The sequence below is a fragment of the Anaerolineales bacterium genome (assembly GCA_037382465.1).
In the GTDB taxonomy this organism is placed as follows: Bacteria; Chloroflexota; Anaerolineae; order Anaerolineales; family E44-bin32; genus WVZH01.
On record JARRPX010000021.1, the window covers coordinates 14,646 to 31,703 of the forward strand.

Annotated in this window: 15 protein-coding genes; 1 reads left to right on the plus strand and 14 read right to left on the minus strand. The window is 57.5% G+C overall.

Annotated features, from left to right (window positions below; genetic code table 11):
- Window positions 1-193 precede the first annotated feature (193 nt).
- From P8Z34_07470 to P8Z34_07520, 11 genes are all read right to left on the minus strand, one after another.
- Window positions 194-1,426 carry a hypothetical protein gene (locus tag P8Z34_07470; GenBank protein MEJ2550504.1) on the minus strand — a complete coding sequence of 411 codons (1,233 nt, stop codon included), beginning with the start codon at window positions 1,424-1,426 and terminating at the stop codon, window positions 194-196.
- 70 nt (window positions 1,427-1,496) lie between these two features.
- On the minus strand, window positions 1,497-1,973 hold the full coding sequence (locus P8Z34_07475) for a methylglyoxal synthase (protein MEJ2550505.1): 477 nt from the start codon (window positions 1,971-1,973) through the stop codon (window positions 1,497-1,499).
- Window positions 1,974-2,021: 48 nt separating this feature from the next.
- Window positions 2,022-3,860, minus strand: coding sequence for a M3 family oligoendopeptidase (locus tag P8Z34_07480; GenBank protein ID MEJ2550506.1), 1,839 nt, complete (start codon window positions 3,858-3,860; stop codon window positions 2,022-2,024).
- Between the two features lie 156 nt (window positions 3,861-4,016).
- Window positions 4,017-5,489 carry a nucleoside hydrolase gene (locus tag P8Z34_07485; protein ID MEJ2550507.1) on the minus strand — a complete coding sequence of 491 codons (1,473 nt, stop codon included), beginning with the start codon at window positions 5,487-5,489 and terminating at the stop codon, window positions 4,017-4,019.
- An 80-nt stretch (window positions 5,490-5,569) separates the two neighbouring features.
- Entirely contained in the window at window positions 5,570-7,153 is a 1,584-nt protein-coding gene (gene hutH / locus P8Z34_07490; protein ID MEJ2550508.1) for a histidine ammonia-lyase, read from the minus strand.
- Window positions 7,150-8,457 carry an imidazolonepropionase gene (gene hutI / locus P8Z34_07495; GenBank protein MEJ2550509.1) on the minus strand — a complete coding sequence of 436 codons (1,308 nt, stop codon included), beginning with the start codon at window positions 8,455-8,457 and terminating at the stop codon, window positions 7,150-7,152. Before hutI ends, hutH begins: the two co-directional genes overlap by 4 nt.
- Before the next feature lie 12 nt (window positions 8,458-8,469).
- Window positions 8,470-10,146, minus strand: coding sequence for a urocanate hydratase (gene hutU, locus P8Z34_07500; protein ID MEJ2550510.1), 1,677 nt, complete (start codon window positions 10,144-10,146; stop codon window positions 8,470-8,472).
- 45 nt (window positions 10,147-10,191) lie between these two features.
- On the minus strand, window positions 10,192-10,827 hold the full coding sequence (locus P8Z34_07505) for a cyclodeaminase/cyclohydrolase family protein (GenBank protein ID MEJ2550511.1): 636 nt from the start codon (window positions 10,825-10,827) through the stop codon (window positions 10,192-10,194).
- Between the two features lie 165 nt (window positions 10,828-10,992).
- Window positions 10,993-11,616: a hypothetical protein gene (locus tag P8Z34_07510; protein MEJ2550512.1), complete on the minus strand. Its 624-nt coding sequence runs from the start codon at window positions 11,614-11,616 to the stop codon at window positions 10,993-10,995.
- Between the two features lie 214 nt (window positions 11,617-11,830).
- Window positions 11,831-12,520 (minus strand): cytochrome c biogenesis protein CcdA, encoded by a 690-nt coding sequence (locus tag P8Z34_07515; GenBank protein ID MEJ2550513.1) that lies wholly within the window; start codon window positions 12,518-12,520, stop codon window positions 11,831-11,833.
- 89 nt (window positions 12,521-12,609) lie between these two features.
- Complete coding sequence (locus tag P8Z34_07520; protein ID MEJ2550514.1) at window positions 12,610-13,176, minus strand: TlpA disulfide reductase family protein; 567 nt, start codon at window positions 13,174-13,176, stop codon at window positions 12,610-12,612.
- A gap of 305 nt (window positions 13,177-13,481) precedes the next feature.
- Between P8Z34_07520 and P8Z34_07525 the strand changes: the two genes are divergently transcribed.
- Window positions 13,482-14,018, plus strand: a complete 537-nt coding sequence (locus tag P8Z34_07525) for a hypothetical protein (GenBank protein MEJ2550515.1) — start codon at window positions 13,482-13,484, stop codon at window positions 14,016-14,018.
- 110 nt (window positions 14,019-14,128) lie between these two features.
- Here P8Z34_07525 and P8Z34_07530 read toward each other — a convergent pair whose 3' ends face one another.
- The 3 genes from P8Z34_07530 to P8Z34_07540 form a co-directional block, all read right to left on the minus strand.
- Window positions 14,129-15,655: a sugar ABC transporter ATP-binding protein gene (locus P8Z34_07530; protein MEJ2550516.1), complete on the minus strand. Its 1,527-nt coding sequence runs from the start codon at window positions 15,653-15,655 to the stop codon at window positions 14,129-14,131.
- A gap of 105 nt (window positions 15,656-15,760) precedes the next feature.
- The gene (locus tag P8Z34_07535; GenBank protein ID MEJ2550517.1) at window positions 15,761-16,753 is read right to left on the minus strand and encodes a hypothetical protein; all 993 of its coding nucleotides are present in this window, start codon (window positions 16,751-16,753) and stop codon (window positions 15,761-15,763) included.
- Window positions 16,731-17,058: hypothetical protein (locus P8Z34_07540; protein MEJ2550518.1), on the minus strand; the 328-nt coding region annotated here is incomplete at its 5' end. The genes P8Z34_07540 and P8Z34_07535, both read right to left, overlap by 23 nt.

A 17,058-nucleotide genomic window follows, 5' to 3' on the forward strand; every position in this document is an offset into this window, starting at 1 on the left:
ACCCCTGATTTCATCCATTGTACAATTTTGCGGCGTCACCCTACCGTGTACGAAATGCACATCGCGTGCGAAGCGTATAATGGATTCAATCCGGGACGCAGGCTATCGACACCTTGCTGACTTTACCCAAATCCCGGTTTACCTCCTACAAGCATGAAACCCGCCTTCGGAAGAGCGAACATCAACTCTTCCACTATTCCCCCACTTTGACTGCCCACTCGGCGAGCAGGGAAGGATACACCGGTTCGGTCAGCAAGCGGCGGAACACCTGGGTCCGGTCGTCGCCTTGCAGCAGCGGCGCCATCAGGCGTTTTCCTTGCGCGTAGGTAAATGCATATACCTGCCGGAGTGGAGACTTCAGGCTCTGGAAGAATGGACGGATATACTCTTCCGGGTAAGGGGTGTATTTCAATGCATACGCAACGATTTCCGCTTCGGAACGTCCCTCCCAAAGCATCATGACCAGATTATTGCCCAAATCATCCAACGCGCTGGCGGAAAAGGCACGGATGAGCTTCACCAGGTCTACGCCGTCGATCTTGCCCCCCAGTTGTGGGTCGACTTGCTCCGTAATCCAATGCGCAATCTCCTCCGGAGTGAAGATCATCTCCTGCGCCAATGAGGCGATCCCCTCGGAGATGACGAGCTGCGGCCCCGGGATGAACACGGACTGTTCCAGGTAGCCGCGATCGTGATAAAGATGTTTCTCCTTCAACGCAAATTCCGTATGGTGACCCGGATAACATTCGTGGCACATTTGATACAACAAGCCGAATAAATGGATCGGCCGGCCGATGTTGAGTTCGAGGCGAGAGCGATAACCGCCCAGGTACCAGTTCGCCGCACCGTACGATTTCTCGCGCACCGTGCACACCTCAACTGCTTCTTCTGCGGGCAGTTCAACAAACTGCTGCGTACGGCGGCGAGCCTCATCCAGTAATCGATGCATCAACTGCTCAACGAGCTCCGGTCGATCGGAGGGGAGTACGGTTCGTTCCTGCAAGGTCCGAAAGCGTTCCCTGACGTCTCCCCCGCCAGGCAGTGCCTCCGACAGAAGCGCCAACGCCTGCTCGAATTCCGCATCCGGTTTCCACACCGGAAGGACGTCCAAACACTGCTGAATCTCATCCTGCAGCACGTGGTCCTGGCCGGCAAGTTTACGGCAAAAAACCTCCATGGCGCGGACCTGTCTGGACAGCAAGCCGGCACGTTGTTGATCGAATCCCTGCGAGGGTAAGGAATCCCGGAGCGCTCGAGCGGCAGCGACAAGATCGACCGGCGTTTCTTCCGGTTCCTGCACCGCACTGTCCCTCACATCCGTCGGACCGTAGTAGGAATCGACAAACGGTCCGTCACCCACACCTTGGAAGGCTTTATCGATGCGAAAAGCCAATCGTATGTAATCCCCGACCCAGGTCTGCGCCATATTCTTGCGTCCTTCAAATTGCTGGCCGGGAAACGGCTGCGAATTTGACCTCGACCTCCTCTTCTCGCATCTAGCCGGCCGCTTTCCCCATGTCGATATATCGGGTGCGGTATCCCTCGTAATCGGGCACCAGCCGATCGTATAACCCATCCATCAACGGGGATGAAATCATGAAATCCGCCGTGGAACGGTTGCACGCGATGGGAATGTTCCACACCACGGCCATCCGCAGCAGGGCTTTCACATCCGGATCGTGTGGCTGCGGTTCGAGCGGATCCCAGAAAAAGATCAAAAAATCGATCTCGCCGTCGGCGATCTTGGCCCCAACTTGCTGGTCACCGCCCAACGGGCCGCTTTGCAGTTTCGTGATTTTAAAGTCGAGCTCTCGTTCCAGCATCTCACCGGTCGTGCCCGTGGCATAAACCTTGTGGTGCGCCAGGAGATCGCGGTTGAATCTGGCCCACTCCACCAGAGTCTGTTTCTTGTTGTCGTGCGCCACCAGGGCGATCCTTTTGTCCTTTTCCATAACCATCTTTCGGTCCGTCATCTGATTTATCCCGTCCTTCCTCTGGATTAATATCGCGGTCGGGAAATGCTAGCCCGCGTTGGCAATTTCCACGTAACGATCGATCCTTCGGCCGATGAATTCAATGCTGCCCTGCCAGAATGCCCTGCCGCGCAGGTCGATGCCAAATCGCCCGGCCAGATCGGCCGCATTCCCTTGCCCGGTGCTTCTGAGCAAGGATTCGTATTCTGCGATGAAATCCTGGCCGCGCTCCTTGTAAACGGCGTATAGGCCCAACCCAAACAAGAGCCCAAATGTATACGGATAGTTGTAGTAGGACAGATGCGGCGAATAGTAATGCGGTTTCCAGGCCCACATGTATTGGTGCTGGAATTTTTCGTCCAAACCATCGCCGTAGGTCTCACGCTGGCAGCGCAGCATGAGCTCATTGAAATCCTGCACGGATAATTCCCCGTTTTCGCGCCGTTCAAAGACTTCTTTCTCGAAGAGAAAACGCGAGTAGATATCCACGATGATCTGGGATGCACCAAGTAGAAAATTTTCCAGAATGGCGAGTTCCTCCGCTTCTGTTCCCACTTCAGCCAGCATCGCCTCCGTGATTAAGGTCTCGTTGAAGATCGATGCAGTTTCGGCCAGCGTCATTGGCGTCGAGCGCTGCAGCATGGTCAGTCCGGTGTGGCACTCGTTATGGAACGCGTGGCCCAATTCATGTGCAAGCGTCGAAACCTGATCGAGCGATCCGTCGAAGTTGCACAGGATGCGGGATTCTTCGAGCGACGGTACATCCATGCAGAACGCGCCGCCGCTCTTTCCCCTGCGGGGCTCGGCGTCGATCCAATTGCTGTCGAAAGCATGGTCGGTAAACGCAGCCAGGCGCTCACTGAAAGACTCGAAGTTCTGGACGATAAATTTCCGTGCTTCATCGTACGAGAACGTGCGTTCAACCTTCCCGACGGGCACAAAAATGTCCCACCACGCCAGCTTTTCCTTTCCGAGCAGCTTTGCCTTCGCCTTGAAGTATTTTCGGAATTGGGGAAAGGAGCCCTTCATGCTGTCCAGCATCGCTTGTAGTGATTGGCGATCGATCCTCGACTGGTCCAACGAAGCGTGCAGCGAATCCTCACGCCCCCTGCGTTTGTCGATCGTGTTGACCTCGCCCTTTACCCCGTTCATGCACGCGGCGAGTTGTTCGCACACCGATTCCCATGCTTCGATTTCCGCCTCATATGCCGCTCTGCGAACACGCTCATCCGGATCGTAGCGGCGGATATTCTGCAGGGCCGGCATGGGGACATCTTCGATCTCGCCGTCGCGCTCGAACGCAACCGAAAGCTGCGAGGTCACGGTGCCATGCAGCTTTTCCCAGGCGCTGCCTCCGGAGAGCGAGAGCTCGGAGGCGAGCGTCTCCTCCGCCTGACTCATGCGAAACTGCGCCTGGCGGAGGGCTTCTTCCAGGAAAAACCTGTGGTGTCCCAATTCCGGTTCCACCTGAATTAGTGCTTCAATGCCTTTTTCGTCCTCAACCGCCGATCGGAGCCAACTCTGGAAATAGATGTGGGCGCGCTTCAACCGCACGGCGACGATCTCGTGCTCGGATAATTTCTTCTTGGCGACTTGATTGAACGAATCGGTGGACACAAAACTGTACAAATACGTTGAAATCGTCTCTCCCAAGATCGAACAGTCGTTCATACGCTCGATAAATCCACGAATAACGCCGGCCAGCGCCTCCATGTCGGAAGGATACCGTCCCCCTTCCTGAATGCCGTTGTCCTCGAGAAATGTTTCCAGGGATTCGATTTTCGATCGAAACGAGGCGAGCGCCGCTTCGAATTGCGCATCCTCCAGACCCGGATACACCGGAGTCATGTCCCAGTGTGGAAGAGTTTCGGTTTTTCGCTGCTCCATTATGATCTCTCCTGTCAAGATTTATCATCCGATGTGTATGGGTGAAAGACGATATCCGCGTTGGTTGGACCACCAATGTCAAGTGAGGTTCATCCCATCGTCAAGATCCTCACCACATTTGACATCAGTATTTCCACCATTCGTAGTTCAAAGAAATCACTCTCTGGTCAGAACGGCCTCGTTGACGCTGTCGGGTCCCGTGGTGACGTATCGCAACGTCCCATCTTCCAGAATTTGAAGGTATTCGTACAGCGCACCGCTCGGTTCACCGGAGGACAGATTCGTCGCTTTGAATTCATATATATCGCCGTCGATGTCGACGAAGGTGATATCGCCGGTCAGTGAAAACTCGGGGATTTCAAAGGTCCCGCATTTTGCGTTCAACTCGCACACCGGGTCCAACACGAAGGTGATGTGGAACACACCAGCGAACCCTTCCCACGTGCCACCCAGTCCCTTGATGATTGTATCCTCTAAGGCATCATCAGGAGATACATCTTCGGACTGCGTTTCGCCGCGGAACGTCGTAAAAATCTGATTCATGATCGCTTCGTAGTCGGCGCCGGTCGCATAACGAGTGTGGGTGGCGCCGTTGTCGAGCGCAATCGTTTGGCCCTGATGTTCCCCCTCTTCCACGATCACATCGACACCGTCGTAGGTCCAATCGAAGAACTCGGGATTTGTGACCGCCACGATGGTTATACCGTCCCAGATCAGGAATCCACCCGGATTCATGCCGATCTGATCGCTCCAATTCCGGGCGGTGTAACGCACAGCGGTGTCATCGATCGCATTCACGACATCCACATCATCGGGTTGTACTAAATACTGGGTGGCGTCCAGCGGGACGATGGACAAGCGCACCCCAGAATTGAAGAGGTAGCGGGCCGCCTCGGCGTCGATCCACATGTTCCACTCGGCGACCTGATTGTCGGTAATCGTAGGATCGTCGCTCAGGTTGCCGGGTACGCGAAAGGCGCCGCCCATAATGACCACATGGGCGATGTTGTCGATGATGCCCGGATCGATCTGCAGCGCGCGTGCGACGTCGATCATGGACGCCATGGCGACAATGGTTACCTTGTCGGGGGAACGCTTGACCAGTTCGACGATCAATTCGGGTCCTGCGGCAACATCATATTCATACACCGCTTGCGGCAGCGCCAAACCCCAGAAGTTGTCCGCTGCACCTCTCCAGCTTTCAGGGAACTCATGCGAATGGACATCCATGCGCTCGTCCGTGCCAAGGGCGATGGCGGTGTCCCGGCTCTGCAGGACGTCGTATAAAAACGCACCCCAGGCATTCAGCGCATTTTCGGGATGTATCTCGCCCCTGCTGAGCACCATGCCGATCAGATCGACGTTCGGGTGTTTGCTGAGGTAGATCGCGGCTCCGATGTCGCAGGGTGCGCCGCCGTGCGAGAAGATGACCGGAATCCTTTCTTCCGTCGGATTGGGGAAGGTGCTCGCCGCAGGTTGCAGCGTGACCTTTGGTGAGCTGGCTGCCTGCGGTGCCTCGCCGATCGCCGGCATGGTGGTGGTTGGCGTCCCGTCGATCGCGGGCCCGCAGCCGACAAGCAGGATCAGAGCAAATGCAGTTGAAACGAAATATTTTACGCTACAACGCATTCTCCACCTCCACTTGGTTTACCTCAACTTGTGCGCAGTTTGGAAGGCTGCTTTGTGGCAATGTTTACCTGCATATTAATTCATGTTTCTTTTTCCGCATTCATCAGCGCCGCCTCCACTCGCTCAACCACCGCGCCTTCGGCCACCAGCCGATGGACAGCCTCCACATGCGGATACATCACCCCGTCGCGCACGAGGAACGGTACCTGCGCGCGGATGAGCGCATAGGCTGCGCCGGTGCCCGCGCCCAGCTTCGCCGCCACACCCACGTCCTCGCGGCGGAAGTCGATCCCCTGCGCCGCGCAGAGCAGTTCGATTCCCAATATGCGTTCCACGTTGTCGAGGATCGAGCGCAGCTTCAGCCCGGCGGTGACGCCCATGCTCACGTGGTCCTCCATGTTGGCCGAGGTGGGAATCGTATCCACGCTCGCCGGGTGGGCCAGGATCTTATTCTCGGTGGCCAGCGCGGCGGCCGTGTACTGGGTGATCATGAATCCGGAGTTGAGTCCGCCTTCGCGCGTGAGAAAAGCTGGCAGCACGTGGATGTTCGAAGCCTCGTCGGTGAGGCGCATGATGCGCCGCTCGGAGATGTTGCCCAGCTCAGCAGCCGCCAGGCCGAGGTAGTCCATGGCGATGGCCAGCGGCTCGCCGTGAAAGTTGCCCCCCGAAAGCACCGTCGCCTCACCAGAATCATCCAGGAACAGCAGCGGGTTGTCGGTGACCGCGTTGAGTTCGATCTCGAACGCCCAGCGTGCGTAGGCGATCGCATCGCGCACCGCCCCGTGCACCTGCGGTATGCAGCGCAGCGTGTAGGCGTCCTGCACGTAGGCGGGATCATCGCCGCGGACGAAGTCGCTGCCCGCCAGGATACTGCGCAGGTAAGCGGCGCAATCCTGCTGGCGCGGGAACGGCCGCAGCTGATGGATGCGCTCGTCGAAGGCCAGCGTCGTGCCGTGCAGCGCTTCGAGGCTCAAGCCGCCGGCGATGTCGGCCGTCTGGCTGAGCCGCTCAGCGCGCAGCGTCTGCAGCACGCCCAGGGCGCACATCACTGCCGTGCCGTTGGTCAGCGCCAGACCCTCCTTGGCCGCCAATCGTACGGGCTGCAACCCGGCTACTCGCAGCGCCTCTCCGCCCGGCAGCAACGCGCCGCGATACTCGGCTTCACCCAACCCGATCATCGGCAGGCAGGCATGCGCCAGGGGCGCCAGGTCACCGCTGGCGCCCAGCGATCCTTTTTCCGGGATCACTGGATGCACGCCGGTGTTGAGCATGTCCAACAACAACTGCAGGGTGACGAGCCGCACACCGGAGTAGCCGCGCGCCAGGGTGTTGGCCCGGATCAAGAGGACGGCGCGCGTGGAGGGCGGATCCAGGGGATCGCCCACGCCCACGGCGTGGCTGGCGAGGATGTTGCGCTGCAGCTGCTCGGTCTGCTCGGGAGGGATCACGCGATCCTTGAAGGCCCCGAAACCCGTAGTGATGCCATAGGCGATCGCGCCGTCGTCGATCAGCCGCTGCACCGCCTCCGCCGCTCGCTCCACCCGCGCCGCTGCCGCCTCGCTGAGCGCGAGTCGCGGCTGCCCGGGTGCACCGAATGCGACCATGCGCACCTGATCGAAGGTCAGGTGCTCACCGTCGAGTAGGAGGGTATCCGTTTCGTTCATGAGTCGAATCTCCGCAGAGTCCGATCAAACGACAGTATCTTGCCGCGTTTGATCACCTGCCGCACCGGGTTTCCACCGAAGGCGTACGCCAGATGGCGGACGTCAGGCGCTTCGAGGATGAGTACGTCCGCCTGCTTGCCCGCTTCGAGCGAGCCGATGCGTTTTCCCAGCCCGACCGCATGTGCGGCGTTGATCGTCGCCGCGCTGAGCGCTTCCGCCGGAAGTAGACGTTGGTAGCGGCAGGCAATGGCCATCGCCAACGGAATCGATGGGCACGGCGCAGAGCCGGGGTTGTTATCGGTGGCCAGAGCGAGCGCGGCGCCGGCGTCGATCAAAGAACGAGCATCGGCATAATGCGTTCCACCCAGGTGAAAGTTCACCGCCGGAAGCACCACCGCAATCGTATCCGATCCGGCAATGCGCACAACGTCGTCTGGAGAGGTGACGTCCAGATGATCGACCGAGACTGCGTCCAGCTCGAGCGCCAATTTCACGCCGCCAATCGAGTTGAACTCGTCGGCGTGGATTTTGATCGGCATCCCGCACGCCATGGCGGCCTGCAGCACCCGCCGGGACTGCGTCACATCGAAAGCATTCCGCTCGCAGAAGACATCGCCGAACAATGGAACTTTCCGCATGGCAAATCCCGAACTTGCATACCAATCGGCCGCGGCGGGAGTCATTTCCTCCGCCACCAGCGCCACGTATTCATCCGCGCGCTGACTGTATTCAGGCGGAACGGCGTGCGCTCCGAGCAAGGTCGGGATCAGATCGACGGGGTGTGCGGCGTCCAGCGCCTCGAATGCCCGCAGCATTTTCAATTCGACTTCGAGATTCAGGCCGTAGCCACTTTTCACCTCGATGGTGGTCGAACCGTGAGCCAGCATTTCATCCAGGCGCAGCCGGCTTTCGGCCACGATTTGCTCCAGTGCCGCCGTTCTCACCGCGCGCACGGTGGAAAGGATGCCGCCGCCATTGGCGAGGATCTCCAGATAGGGCACGCCCTGCAGCTGCTTTTCGAACTCGTCGGCGCGGTCGCCGGCGTACACGGCGTGCGTGTGCGGGTCCACAAACCCCGGACATACCGCACAGCCCGATGCGTCCAGCTCTTCGTGTGCGGTGTACGCCGCGCGCAGCTCCCGCGTCGGCCCTACGGCGGCGATCTCTTCCCCAACGATCGCCAGAGCACCGTCGGTAATGGCACCAATCTCGCGCATAGCCGGTCCGCGCTTCGGACCATCCGGGCTGGTGCAGGTAACCAACTGCCGGGCGCCGTGGATCAGCAGATCAACCGGGGTAGGCAACGATGCTCACCTCTACTCGGAAGAATCGTCCGTTATGTAATTCGGATTCATGGGGATGCGAATGCCGTGCTCCCGGGCGAAGGCGATCGCTTCGGGGTAACCTGCGTCGGCGTGGCGTGCGATACCCGAGCCGGGGTCGGCGTTGAGCACGCGCTCCAGCCGGCGCGCCGCTTCCGGCGTGCCGTCCGCCACGATCACCTGGCCGGCGTGAATGCTGTAGCCGATGCCCACACCGCCGCCGTGGTGGATGCTCACCCAGGTGGCGCCGCAGGAAGTATTGAGCAGCGCATTGAGCAGCGGCCAGTCGGCGATGGCGTCCGAACCGTCGCGCATGCCTTCCGTCTCGCGATTGGGACTTGCCACCGATCCGCTGTCGAGGTGATCGCGCCCGATGACGATGGGCGCCTGCAGCTCCCCGCTGGCGACCATTTCGTTGAAACGCAGACCGGCGCGAGCGCGCTCGCCGTAGCCCAGCCAGCAGATGCGCGCCGGAAGACCCTGGAATTCGACCTTCTCCCGCGCCATGCGCAGCCAGCGATGCAGGTGTTCGTCCTCCGGGAAGAGTTCTTTCACTGCCCGATCGGTGGCGAAGATGTCCTCCGGCTCGCCCGAGAGTGCCACCCAGCGGAAAGGTCCTTTCCCGACGCAGAAAAGCGGGCGAATGTAGGCCGGCACGAAGCCCGGGTAGTCGAAGGCGTCCTTCACGCCGGCGTCGTATGCGCGCTGGCGCAGATTGTTCCCGTAATCGAACACCACGCTGCCCCTGGCTTTCCACGCCAGCAGCGTGCGTACGTGCTGCGCCATGGATTCCATGGCACGCTGCTTGTACGCCTCGGGATCACGCTGGCGCAGCTCGGCAGCCTGCTCGAGAGTCAGGCCTGCGGGAATGTAGCCATAGAGCACGTCGTGCGCCGAAGTCTGGTCCGTGGCCACGTCCGGGACGAGATCGTGCTCCAGCAGCAGGGGATGAATCTCGGACGCATTGCCGATGAGCGCGATGGATTTCGGTTCACCCCGGCGCAGCGCCTCTTCGACCTGCGTCACGGCGTCCTCGACGTCGTCGCAGAGCACATCCACCTGGCGCATCTCCAGTCGGCGCTCTGCCCGCCAGCGGTCCACCTCCACGATCAAACCGACACCGCCGTTCATGGTGATGGCCAGCGGCTGCGCGCCGCCCATCTCACCCAGCCCGGCCGTGACGACTAATTTACCTTCCAGGCTGCCCCAGCCCTGCTGACGCGCCAGTGCCCCCAGAGTCTCGTACGTGCCCTGGAGGATCCCCTGCGTGCCGATGTAAATCCAACTGCCTGCAGTCATCTGGCCGTACATGATCAGCCCTTCGCGCTCCCATTTATCGAAATTTTCCTGGGTAGCCCACCGGGGCACGATGTTGGAATTGGCCAGCAGCACGCGCGGGGCGTCGACGTGGGTGCGGAAGACGCCCACGGGTTTCCCGGATTGGATCAGCAGAGTCTCGTCGGGTTCGAGCCGGCGCAGTTCGGCGAGGATGGCGTCGAAGGCCTCCCAGCTGCGCGCCGCCTTGCCGCGCCCGCCGTAGACGATCAGGCGCTCCGGGTCGAAGGCCACCTGCGGATCGAGGTTGTTCTGCAGCATGCGGTAGGCGGCTTCGATCTGCCAGTTTTTGCAGTGAAGCTTCGTACCGCGCGGGGCGGATACATTGTGCGTCATAACCACCTCCCAAAGTGCCTTACCGACGGGATCGAGGGGCCGCGCTCAGCGCAGCCGGCGGTCGACCACCTCAGACACTTCGTCCAGCAGCCGATCGGCGTCGGCCATCAGTTCCGTACACTTCGAATCCATATCGCGGCAGAAAGATGGGTCTTTTATGTCCGTCAGGTTGATACGCACGTTCCACACGCCGCCCCGCACAGCGGCGAAGGCCGCCTGCGCACCGACCGCCGCATCGGTCATCGCGCTCGGTTTGCCGTGCACCAGCGCCTCGTGTGCGAGCCGCATCACCTCCAGGCTCAGTTCTGCAGTGCGCAGCGGAACGAGCGCCGCCTGACGAAGGCCTTCCTGGATGCGCTCTGCGCGCAGCGATTTTTCCTCGGGCGTTGACTTCGGCAAGCGCCGCGCCGCGATGTAGGCGGCGAACGCCTGCGCGTCCTCATCGACCGCCGCAAGCAAGGCGTCCTTCAACTGCCGCGCGCGTGTCGCCACCACAGCCAGCCGCTCATCCTGCGCTTCGCTGCCCGCCCCGTCCAAAGTCAAATCGCTGACCATCAAAGCCAGCGCCGCACCCAGGGCGCCCGCCAACGCGGCCACCGACCCCCCGCCGGGTACGGGTGTTTTCCGGGAAACCTCGTCCGTGAAATCGGAAATCGATGTGGAAAGCAAGGATGAGGACATCTGTTTGGATCCTCCAGAGACCGGATTGGTGAAGTCGAACGACGTGCGATTACCCGCTGCTGCAAGCAGCCTACGCCCCAGCAAGCCGGTTAACTACAGTATACATTACACGTTGATACAAATTCCGGACTTCCAATCCGGCCGACCACGGCTGTTGAGGGGGATTCAGGTTTCAGGCAGCCGGACCGCGCATATCTCTTGCGCCGGAAAGTGGTTGAACCAGATCCGTTCACCATCGAAGCACATGTCGGTGGGAGGGCCGGGCAGCTCGAATCGGGCAATTTCTTCCCCGGAGTGAATGTCCACGGCCGCCAGTATGCCGGCGCGATGGCTCGTGTACCACAAGCGATCCCCGATGAGATCCAAACCGTCGCCGCTCGGGACAGGGCCGTATCGCCCCAGCAATTCCTGCGATCCAAGACCGTGATGGGTAATCCACTGCTCCTGCTCAGGCCCGATCCAATACGTTTTTCCGTCGACGAGCAAGCCGCATATGCGTTCCGCATTCGAGCTCAGGGAGATTTCGTCCCTAACCTCTCCATCCGACGGATCGATCTTGCGGATGCGTTTGGGACGACCGGCGATCTGCCACAGGAATCCGCTTTCGCAGCACAGACTCGTGCGAACGTCGGGACAAGCCAGCTTCCGGTCAATCCGGCCGGAGTTGGGATCGAGTTGATAGATCGTGTGCGTGTCGCCATCGGAGTGCCAGAGATGGCGGCCATCCCAGGCCAGTCCGCATAGATGTTTCCCCGGTGAAGGTATGGTGTGTTCCAATGCTAACAGCATGTCACAGATCTCCCCTCACAGCATGAACCCAGGGCACCTTCGGTTGAATCTCGATGGTCCGTATCGAGGGGCGTTTCGAAGGGCTTCAACGATTTGTCCACCCTTCTTCTCCAGGATTGAGACGGAAACGATCTTGATTCATGGGAAATTCCTCGTGTTGACAATTGGTTTCCTCTTCACCGGACTCGCAGACGATTCAGCTACGTCCCGACCTTCATGAAAACCAAATCGCAAGATAGGTGCGGATCAAATCCCAATTACTGATCAGGTCATAGAGTCCGATCCCGATCAACAAAACGCCGCCGATCGTGTTGATCAATCTTGCCCGCCGTGCGAATTGACGCACGAGCCAGTTCTGAAGTGCTCCGGACAAGAAAGAGAGCAGCAGCAGCGGCAATCCAAAGCCCAAACCAAACCAGAGGAAAACGGTCAGCCTGTCCAGGACTTCAACTGCGGTCAGCGAGTAGGCAAAAATGCCGACGACCAACGGCCCCGAACATGGCAGCGTGATGGGCCCATAGAGCAGCCCGTATACAAAAGCGTTGATATAGGGATTCTTCAAGAAGGGTATCCGGATTTGCGGTAACGCTGTAAACGGATTGTAGTTCAACAACAGGGCGATACCCAGGGCGATGATCAGAAGGTCGGCCAGAGGGATCGCGATCGTCAGCGCAGAACCAATCGATATGGCCAACACGGCGATGAGCAGCCCAAGCGCCAGCATCATGCTCAGCACACCAAGCAGGACAAAGACGCCCAGGCTGTATCGACCAAATCGATTGGCCACACCTTCCTGCCTGCCGCTCAAGTAAGCCAGAAAGCCGGGATAGAGCGGCAGGATGCAAGGGCTGGCCGAGGAGAGCAACCCAAGTGAAAGGGAGGTAATAATAGATTCAAAGTCCATCGTCCACGTGCCTCGATCCGATGACAAGCACTACTGTGATCGATTGATTCTACTGCGCATGCACGCGCCTATCATTTCAAACTGTGTGATCAACTTTGATCAAGATACGACAGGAGCGTTATGTGTAAGGCTTCCGCAGATTTCAGCCCATAGGGCAAACCATAAACATCACCGTTTTTATCTATGATCAACATCGGCACAAGCGGCGGGTTGAGAAGTTGCGCGGAATAGCGGTTGCCGAGATCGCGTGCGATTTCCGGGGAGGCGACGCTGAAGATCCAATCGAATCCATGTTCGTCGACATAGCTTTTCAGGGCTTCCGCGTTCTCCTTCGGATCAACGTCCAGGGCGATGTTGACGAAATCATCACGCGCGCCAAGCAATTCTTGTACTTGTTTAACTTCGCCTTCCTGTTTCAGGCAGGTCGGACACCACATCGCCATCGTTTCGACCAGGATGACCTTTCCAGATAGGTCCGAAATCGTGAATTCTTCCCCGCTGCGGACATCCGTCATCGGCATCTCGAACCAGGCAGGAGTCTGATCTCCCTCGTTGACAGATGCCGATGTTGTCGTGGGGCTGCTTGAACCACATGCCGCAACGAAAAGTGTAAGCGCCAGAACCACGAAAAATACGTACTTTCGTTTCTTCATCATCGTCTCTCCAATGGATCTTGGTGTAGATTATTGATTCGACCCTCACCGTCTATCGTCCAACCTCCACGGAAATAGTGGAGATTCTATTCGTATGCTAACTTAACCAATTAGATGCACATAGGTTGATATTTCTTACGCATGCAATTGCAATACGTACCGCGTTCTCTCGTTTTCCGGATCGAAGATAGATTTTGAAAATAAGAAGAAGAGTAATAAAATACTGGGCAAAAATAACCTTTCACAAGAAAGGATTGTGTGCCTCGATTTTCCGCTGCTGCGGAAGACCTGGCAGGAAGAAGACGATAATGAAAAAAATATGCATGATATCATTGCTCGTTCTCCTGGTCGGATGCTCGCCGGCTCAAAAAGTAACACCCACGAAACAGTCGGGCGTGCTTTCACTGGACATGCAGCCCGAATGCAGATCTCTGACGGATGGGCTTTGCATCGTGTCTGAACCTGGCGAGTTGTTGGGGGAAGGACAGACGATCATCATTAACGAAAAACCGGATGCCGTTTATCTGGAGCCAAGCACCGCCATTCAGATCAAAATTGAAGATTGGATCCTCATATTTGACCCGGGAGAAAACAAGCCGTTTTCCGTCGGCATGACCTTCCCGAACGCCAAACTGTATCCGCAAGGCAAAAACGTGGGCATGACGATCGAACACAACGATAAAAAGTGCGACGTAGTGGATGGGGCATTTACCGATAGCATTTTACAAAGCGAAGAAGAAAACGGTCTGGGAAAAAATCCGATCTCGGCGTTTGACATCCGCTTTACAATGCGCTGCAACGATTCACCCCAGGTACTCTATGGAAGGGTCAAACTTTCCTGGTAGGAACCGCAATCTGTACTGAAGAGTGCAACGATCAAGCAGCTGTCCGGAAAACCGGACAGCTGCTTATTTAAGCTGAATTTCCTTCGGCAATTAATTATCAGTGGTTCGTTTCAGGATGCTCCACCGGCGATCGCATGCATGATCTTGTCTTCGGACGCATCGTCAGAAAATTCTGCCACCACTTTCCGCTCCCGCATGATCGCCACGCGGTGGCTGGTACGCAGCACTTCTTCCATCTCGGAGGAAATAAATATGCAGGATTTACCTTCTTCCGCCAAGGACAGCACCAACTTCTGGATCTCGGCCTTCGTACCCACGTCTATGCCCCTGGTAGGCTCATCCAGGATGAGCAGGCGCGGGTTGATCGCCAACCAGCGTGCCAGAATTACTTTCTGTTGATTGCCGCCGCTCAAATTCTTGACCGGTTGATCGGCGGAGGGAGTGGCGATGTTCAACAGTTTGATGTACTTATCTGCGATTTCATATTGTTCCTGCGAGCTCAAATACTTGAACCAGCCATGGCTGGCTTGCATAGCCAGGATGATGTTCTCCCGCACCGTCAACTCGCCGAGAATCCCGGCGGCTTTTCTGTCTTCAGGACAGAGCGCCACGCCATGATTGATGGAACCGAGGGGTGTGTGATCCGTGACCTCTTTGCCCATGATACGCAGGGAGCCGCTGGTGGGCTTGTCGATCCCGAACAGGAGTTGGGCAAACTCGGTGCGTCCCGAGCCCAGCAATCCTGCCACGCCCAGCACTTCCCCTGCGTGCATTTTCAGATCGAACGGTTCCACCGCATCGGCCCGTCCGAGTTGGTCCGCTTCAAGCCAGACTTCCTTTTTAATGAACTGGCGGCTCTCTTTTTTGAGTTCCACCATGTCGTCATATTCAGTAATAACCCGCCCTATCATTTTCGTGATCAAATCCAAGCGCGACAGCTTTTTAACGTCGTAGGTACCCACCAGTTTTCCGTTGCGCAGGACCGTAATCCGATCGGCGACTTCGTATACCTGGTTGAGGAAGTGGGTAATGAAAATAATAGCAACCCCTTCACTCTTCAATCTGCGCATGACGGTGAAAAGTTGGTCCGTCTCATGAATGTCCAGGCTCGATGTCGGTTCGTCGAGCACGAGCACTTTAACAGATGAAATATTGAGCGCACGTGCAATTGCCGCCATTTGCTGGACCGCCACCGAGCAGGCTCCCAGCGTCTGGGTTACATCCAGGTCGACTCCAAGCCCCTCCAGGATCTGCCTTGCGCTTTCGTTCATGGCCTTCCGATCGATGATCAAGCTCCCCCACTTCATCGGTTCCAGACCGATCATGATGTTTTCTGCAACGCTCAGGTGGGGGCAGAGGTTGGTTTCCTGGTAGACCGTGCTGATGCCAAGTTCCTGTGCATGCTGCGGCGAGCGGATCGTCATCGCCTGCTGATCGATCATCACCGTGCCTGCATCCGGCTGTTCCACACCGGTCAATACCTTGATCAAGGTTGTTTTGCCCGCCCCGTTTTCACCCACTATAGCGTGGATCTCACCGCGATGAAGCGAGAAATCGACATCATCCAACGCCTGCACACCGACAAAGGATTTGTAGATGCCTTTCATGCTTACGATTTCTTTGCTTGCTTCAGCCATTCTTTACCTCGATTCATAGGATGGAGCTTTCAAGGTCCATTCAGTGGCGCATCGGCTTGTACGCCGCATCTCGACTCAGGAAGGAATTCAATACAGAAAATTTCCTTATGAATGTTTTTCCCTGAGGTAGTAGATGCTTTGAATTCCGATGGCGATCAAGGTCAGCAAACCCACACCGATTCGTGTCCACCACGAACTCAATGTGCCATTAAATTGGAGAATCGACACGATCGTGCCGTGGATCAACACGCCAAACAGGGTGCCGACGACATTACCGACCCCACCGGTCAATGAAGTCCCTCCGATCACCACAGCGGCGATCGAGTCGAGCTCCATTCCCGTTGCAAACTGTCCATAACCTGCCAGCAAGGACATGCTGAAGACGATGCCTCCCAGAGCCGAACAAAAACCGCTGAACGCATAGACCAGGATTTTTGTGCGGGGAACCGATAAACCCATCAGCATTGCGGATTGTTCGTTGCTGCCCATGGCATAGACCGTGCGGCCGAAACGTGTGTAAAAGCTCAAGTAGATCGCAACCAGTAAAATGACGGGCCCCACCAGAGTCGTCGGATAGATATACGCGTTGGGAATGAACGGTATATAGATCGGCGTCAACGCCCACGTCTTATATACCGCATCCGTAATGGTGACCGAAGATAAGCTGATGATGTAGGCCATGCCACGGGCGAAGAAAAGCCCCATCAAGGTCGCAATAAAAGGCTGCACTTTGAGATATTGAATAATCCAGCCCATTACGGCTCCGAACACGATACCCAGGACGATCATCAATGGAAGAACAACGTACGGGCTCACCCCGCTGCGGAGCAATGCAGCGGAAGCAGTACTGACCAGCGCGATCATCCCACCCACCGAAAGATCGATCCCACCTCCGCCGGTAAGAATTACCATCGTCATCCCGATCGAGACAAGCAACAGGCTGGCATCATTAATGAACAGATTGAAAAACACCTGGGGTTTCCGCATGGCGGGATACAACCGGCCGCCCACAAAGTAGGTCAAGACGAAGACCATAAGAGCCAATAGAACTGGACCATGGTGTTGGAATAAGAGTCTAACTCTCTGCTTCAGCTTCATGGCTGGATCCTCTTCGTTCGATTAATCGATTCATGAAACGACGGGTGTAATCGGAATAGAGCACAATGACCACCAAAACCAGCACGGCTTTCGCAGCCAGCAAGGCATTGGCCGGCACACCCAGGCTGTAGACAGTGACGGTGAAGGTCCAAATAACCACTGCGCTGATCGCGCTGGCAAGCAACGAAAACCGTCCACCCGTCATCAAAGTACCGCCCATGACGACCGCCAGGATGGCATCCAACTCATAGTACAGACCGTTGTTATTTCCATCCGCGCTGTGGACGTAGGAACTGAGGATCAGG

Coding starts and splice junctions, on each gene's coding strand:
- P8Z34_07525 (MEJ2550515.1), top strand. CDS start 13,482: ATGAAAAAAATATGCATGATATCATTGCTCGTTCTCCTGGTCGGATGC.
- P8Z34_07535 (MEJ2550517.1), bottom strand. CDS start 16,753: ATGAAGCTGAAGCAGAGAGTTAGACTCTTATTCCAACACCATGGTCCA.
- P8Z34_07520 (MEJ2550514.1), bottom strand. CDS start 13,176: ATGATGAAGAAACGAAAGTACGTATTTTTCGTGGTTCTGGCGCTTACA.
- P8Z34_07505 (MEJ2550511.1), bottom strand. CDS start 10,827: ATGTCCTCATCCTTGCTTTCCACATCGATTTCCGATTTCACGGACGAG.
- P8Z34_07510 (MEJ2550512.1), bottom strand. CDS start 11,616: ATGCTGTTAGCATTGGAACACACCATACCTTCACCGGGGAAACATCTA.
- P8Z34_07485 (MEJ2550507.1), bottom strand. CDS start 5,489: ATGCGTTGTAGCGTAAAATATTTCGTTTCAACTGCATTTGCTCTGATC.
- P8Z34_07470 (MEJ2550504.1), bottom strand. CDS start 1,426: ATGGCGCAGACCTGGGTCGGGGATTACATACGATTGGCTTTTCGCATC.
- P8Z34_07480 (MEJ2550506.1), bottom strand. CDS start 3,860: ATGGAGCAGCGAAAAACCGAAACTCTTCCACACTGGGACATGACTCCG.
- P8Z34_07475 (MEJ2550505.1), bottom strand. CDS start 1,973: ATGACGGACCGAAAGATGGTTATGGAAAAGGACAAAAGGATCGCCCTG.
- hutU (MEJ2550510.1), bottom strand. CDS start 10,146: ATGACGCACAATGTATCCGCCCCGCGCGGTACGAAGCTTCACTGCAAA.
- hutH (MEJ2550508.1), bottom strand. CDS start 7,153: ATGAACGAAACGGATACCCTCCTACTCGACGGTGAGCACCTGACCTTC.
- P8Z34_07515 (MEJ2550513.1), bottom strand. CDS start 12,520: ATGGACTTTGAATCTATTATTACCTCCCTTTCACTTGGGTTGCTCTCC.
- P8Z34_07530 (MEJ2550516.1), bottom strand. CDS start 15,655: ATGGCTGAAGCAAGCAAAGAAATCGTAAGCATGAAAGGCATCTACAAA.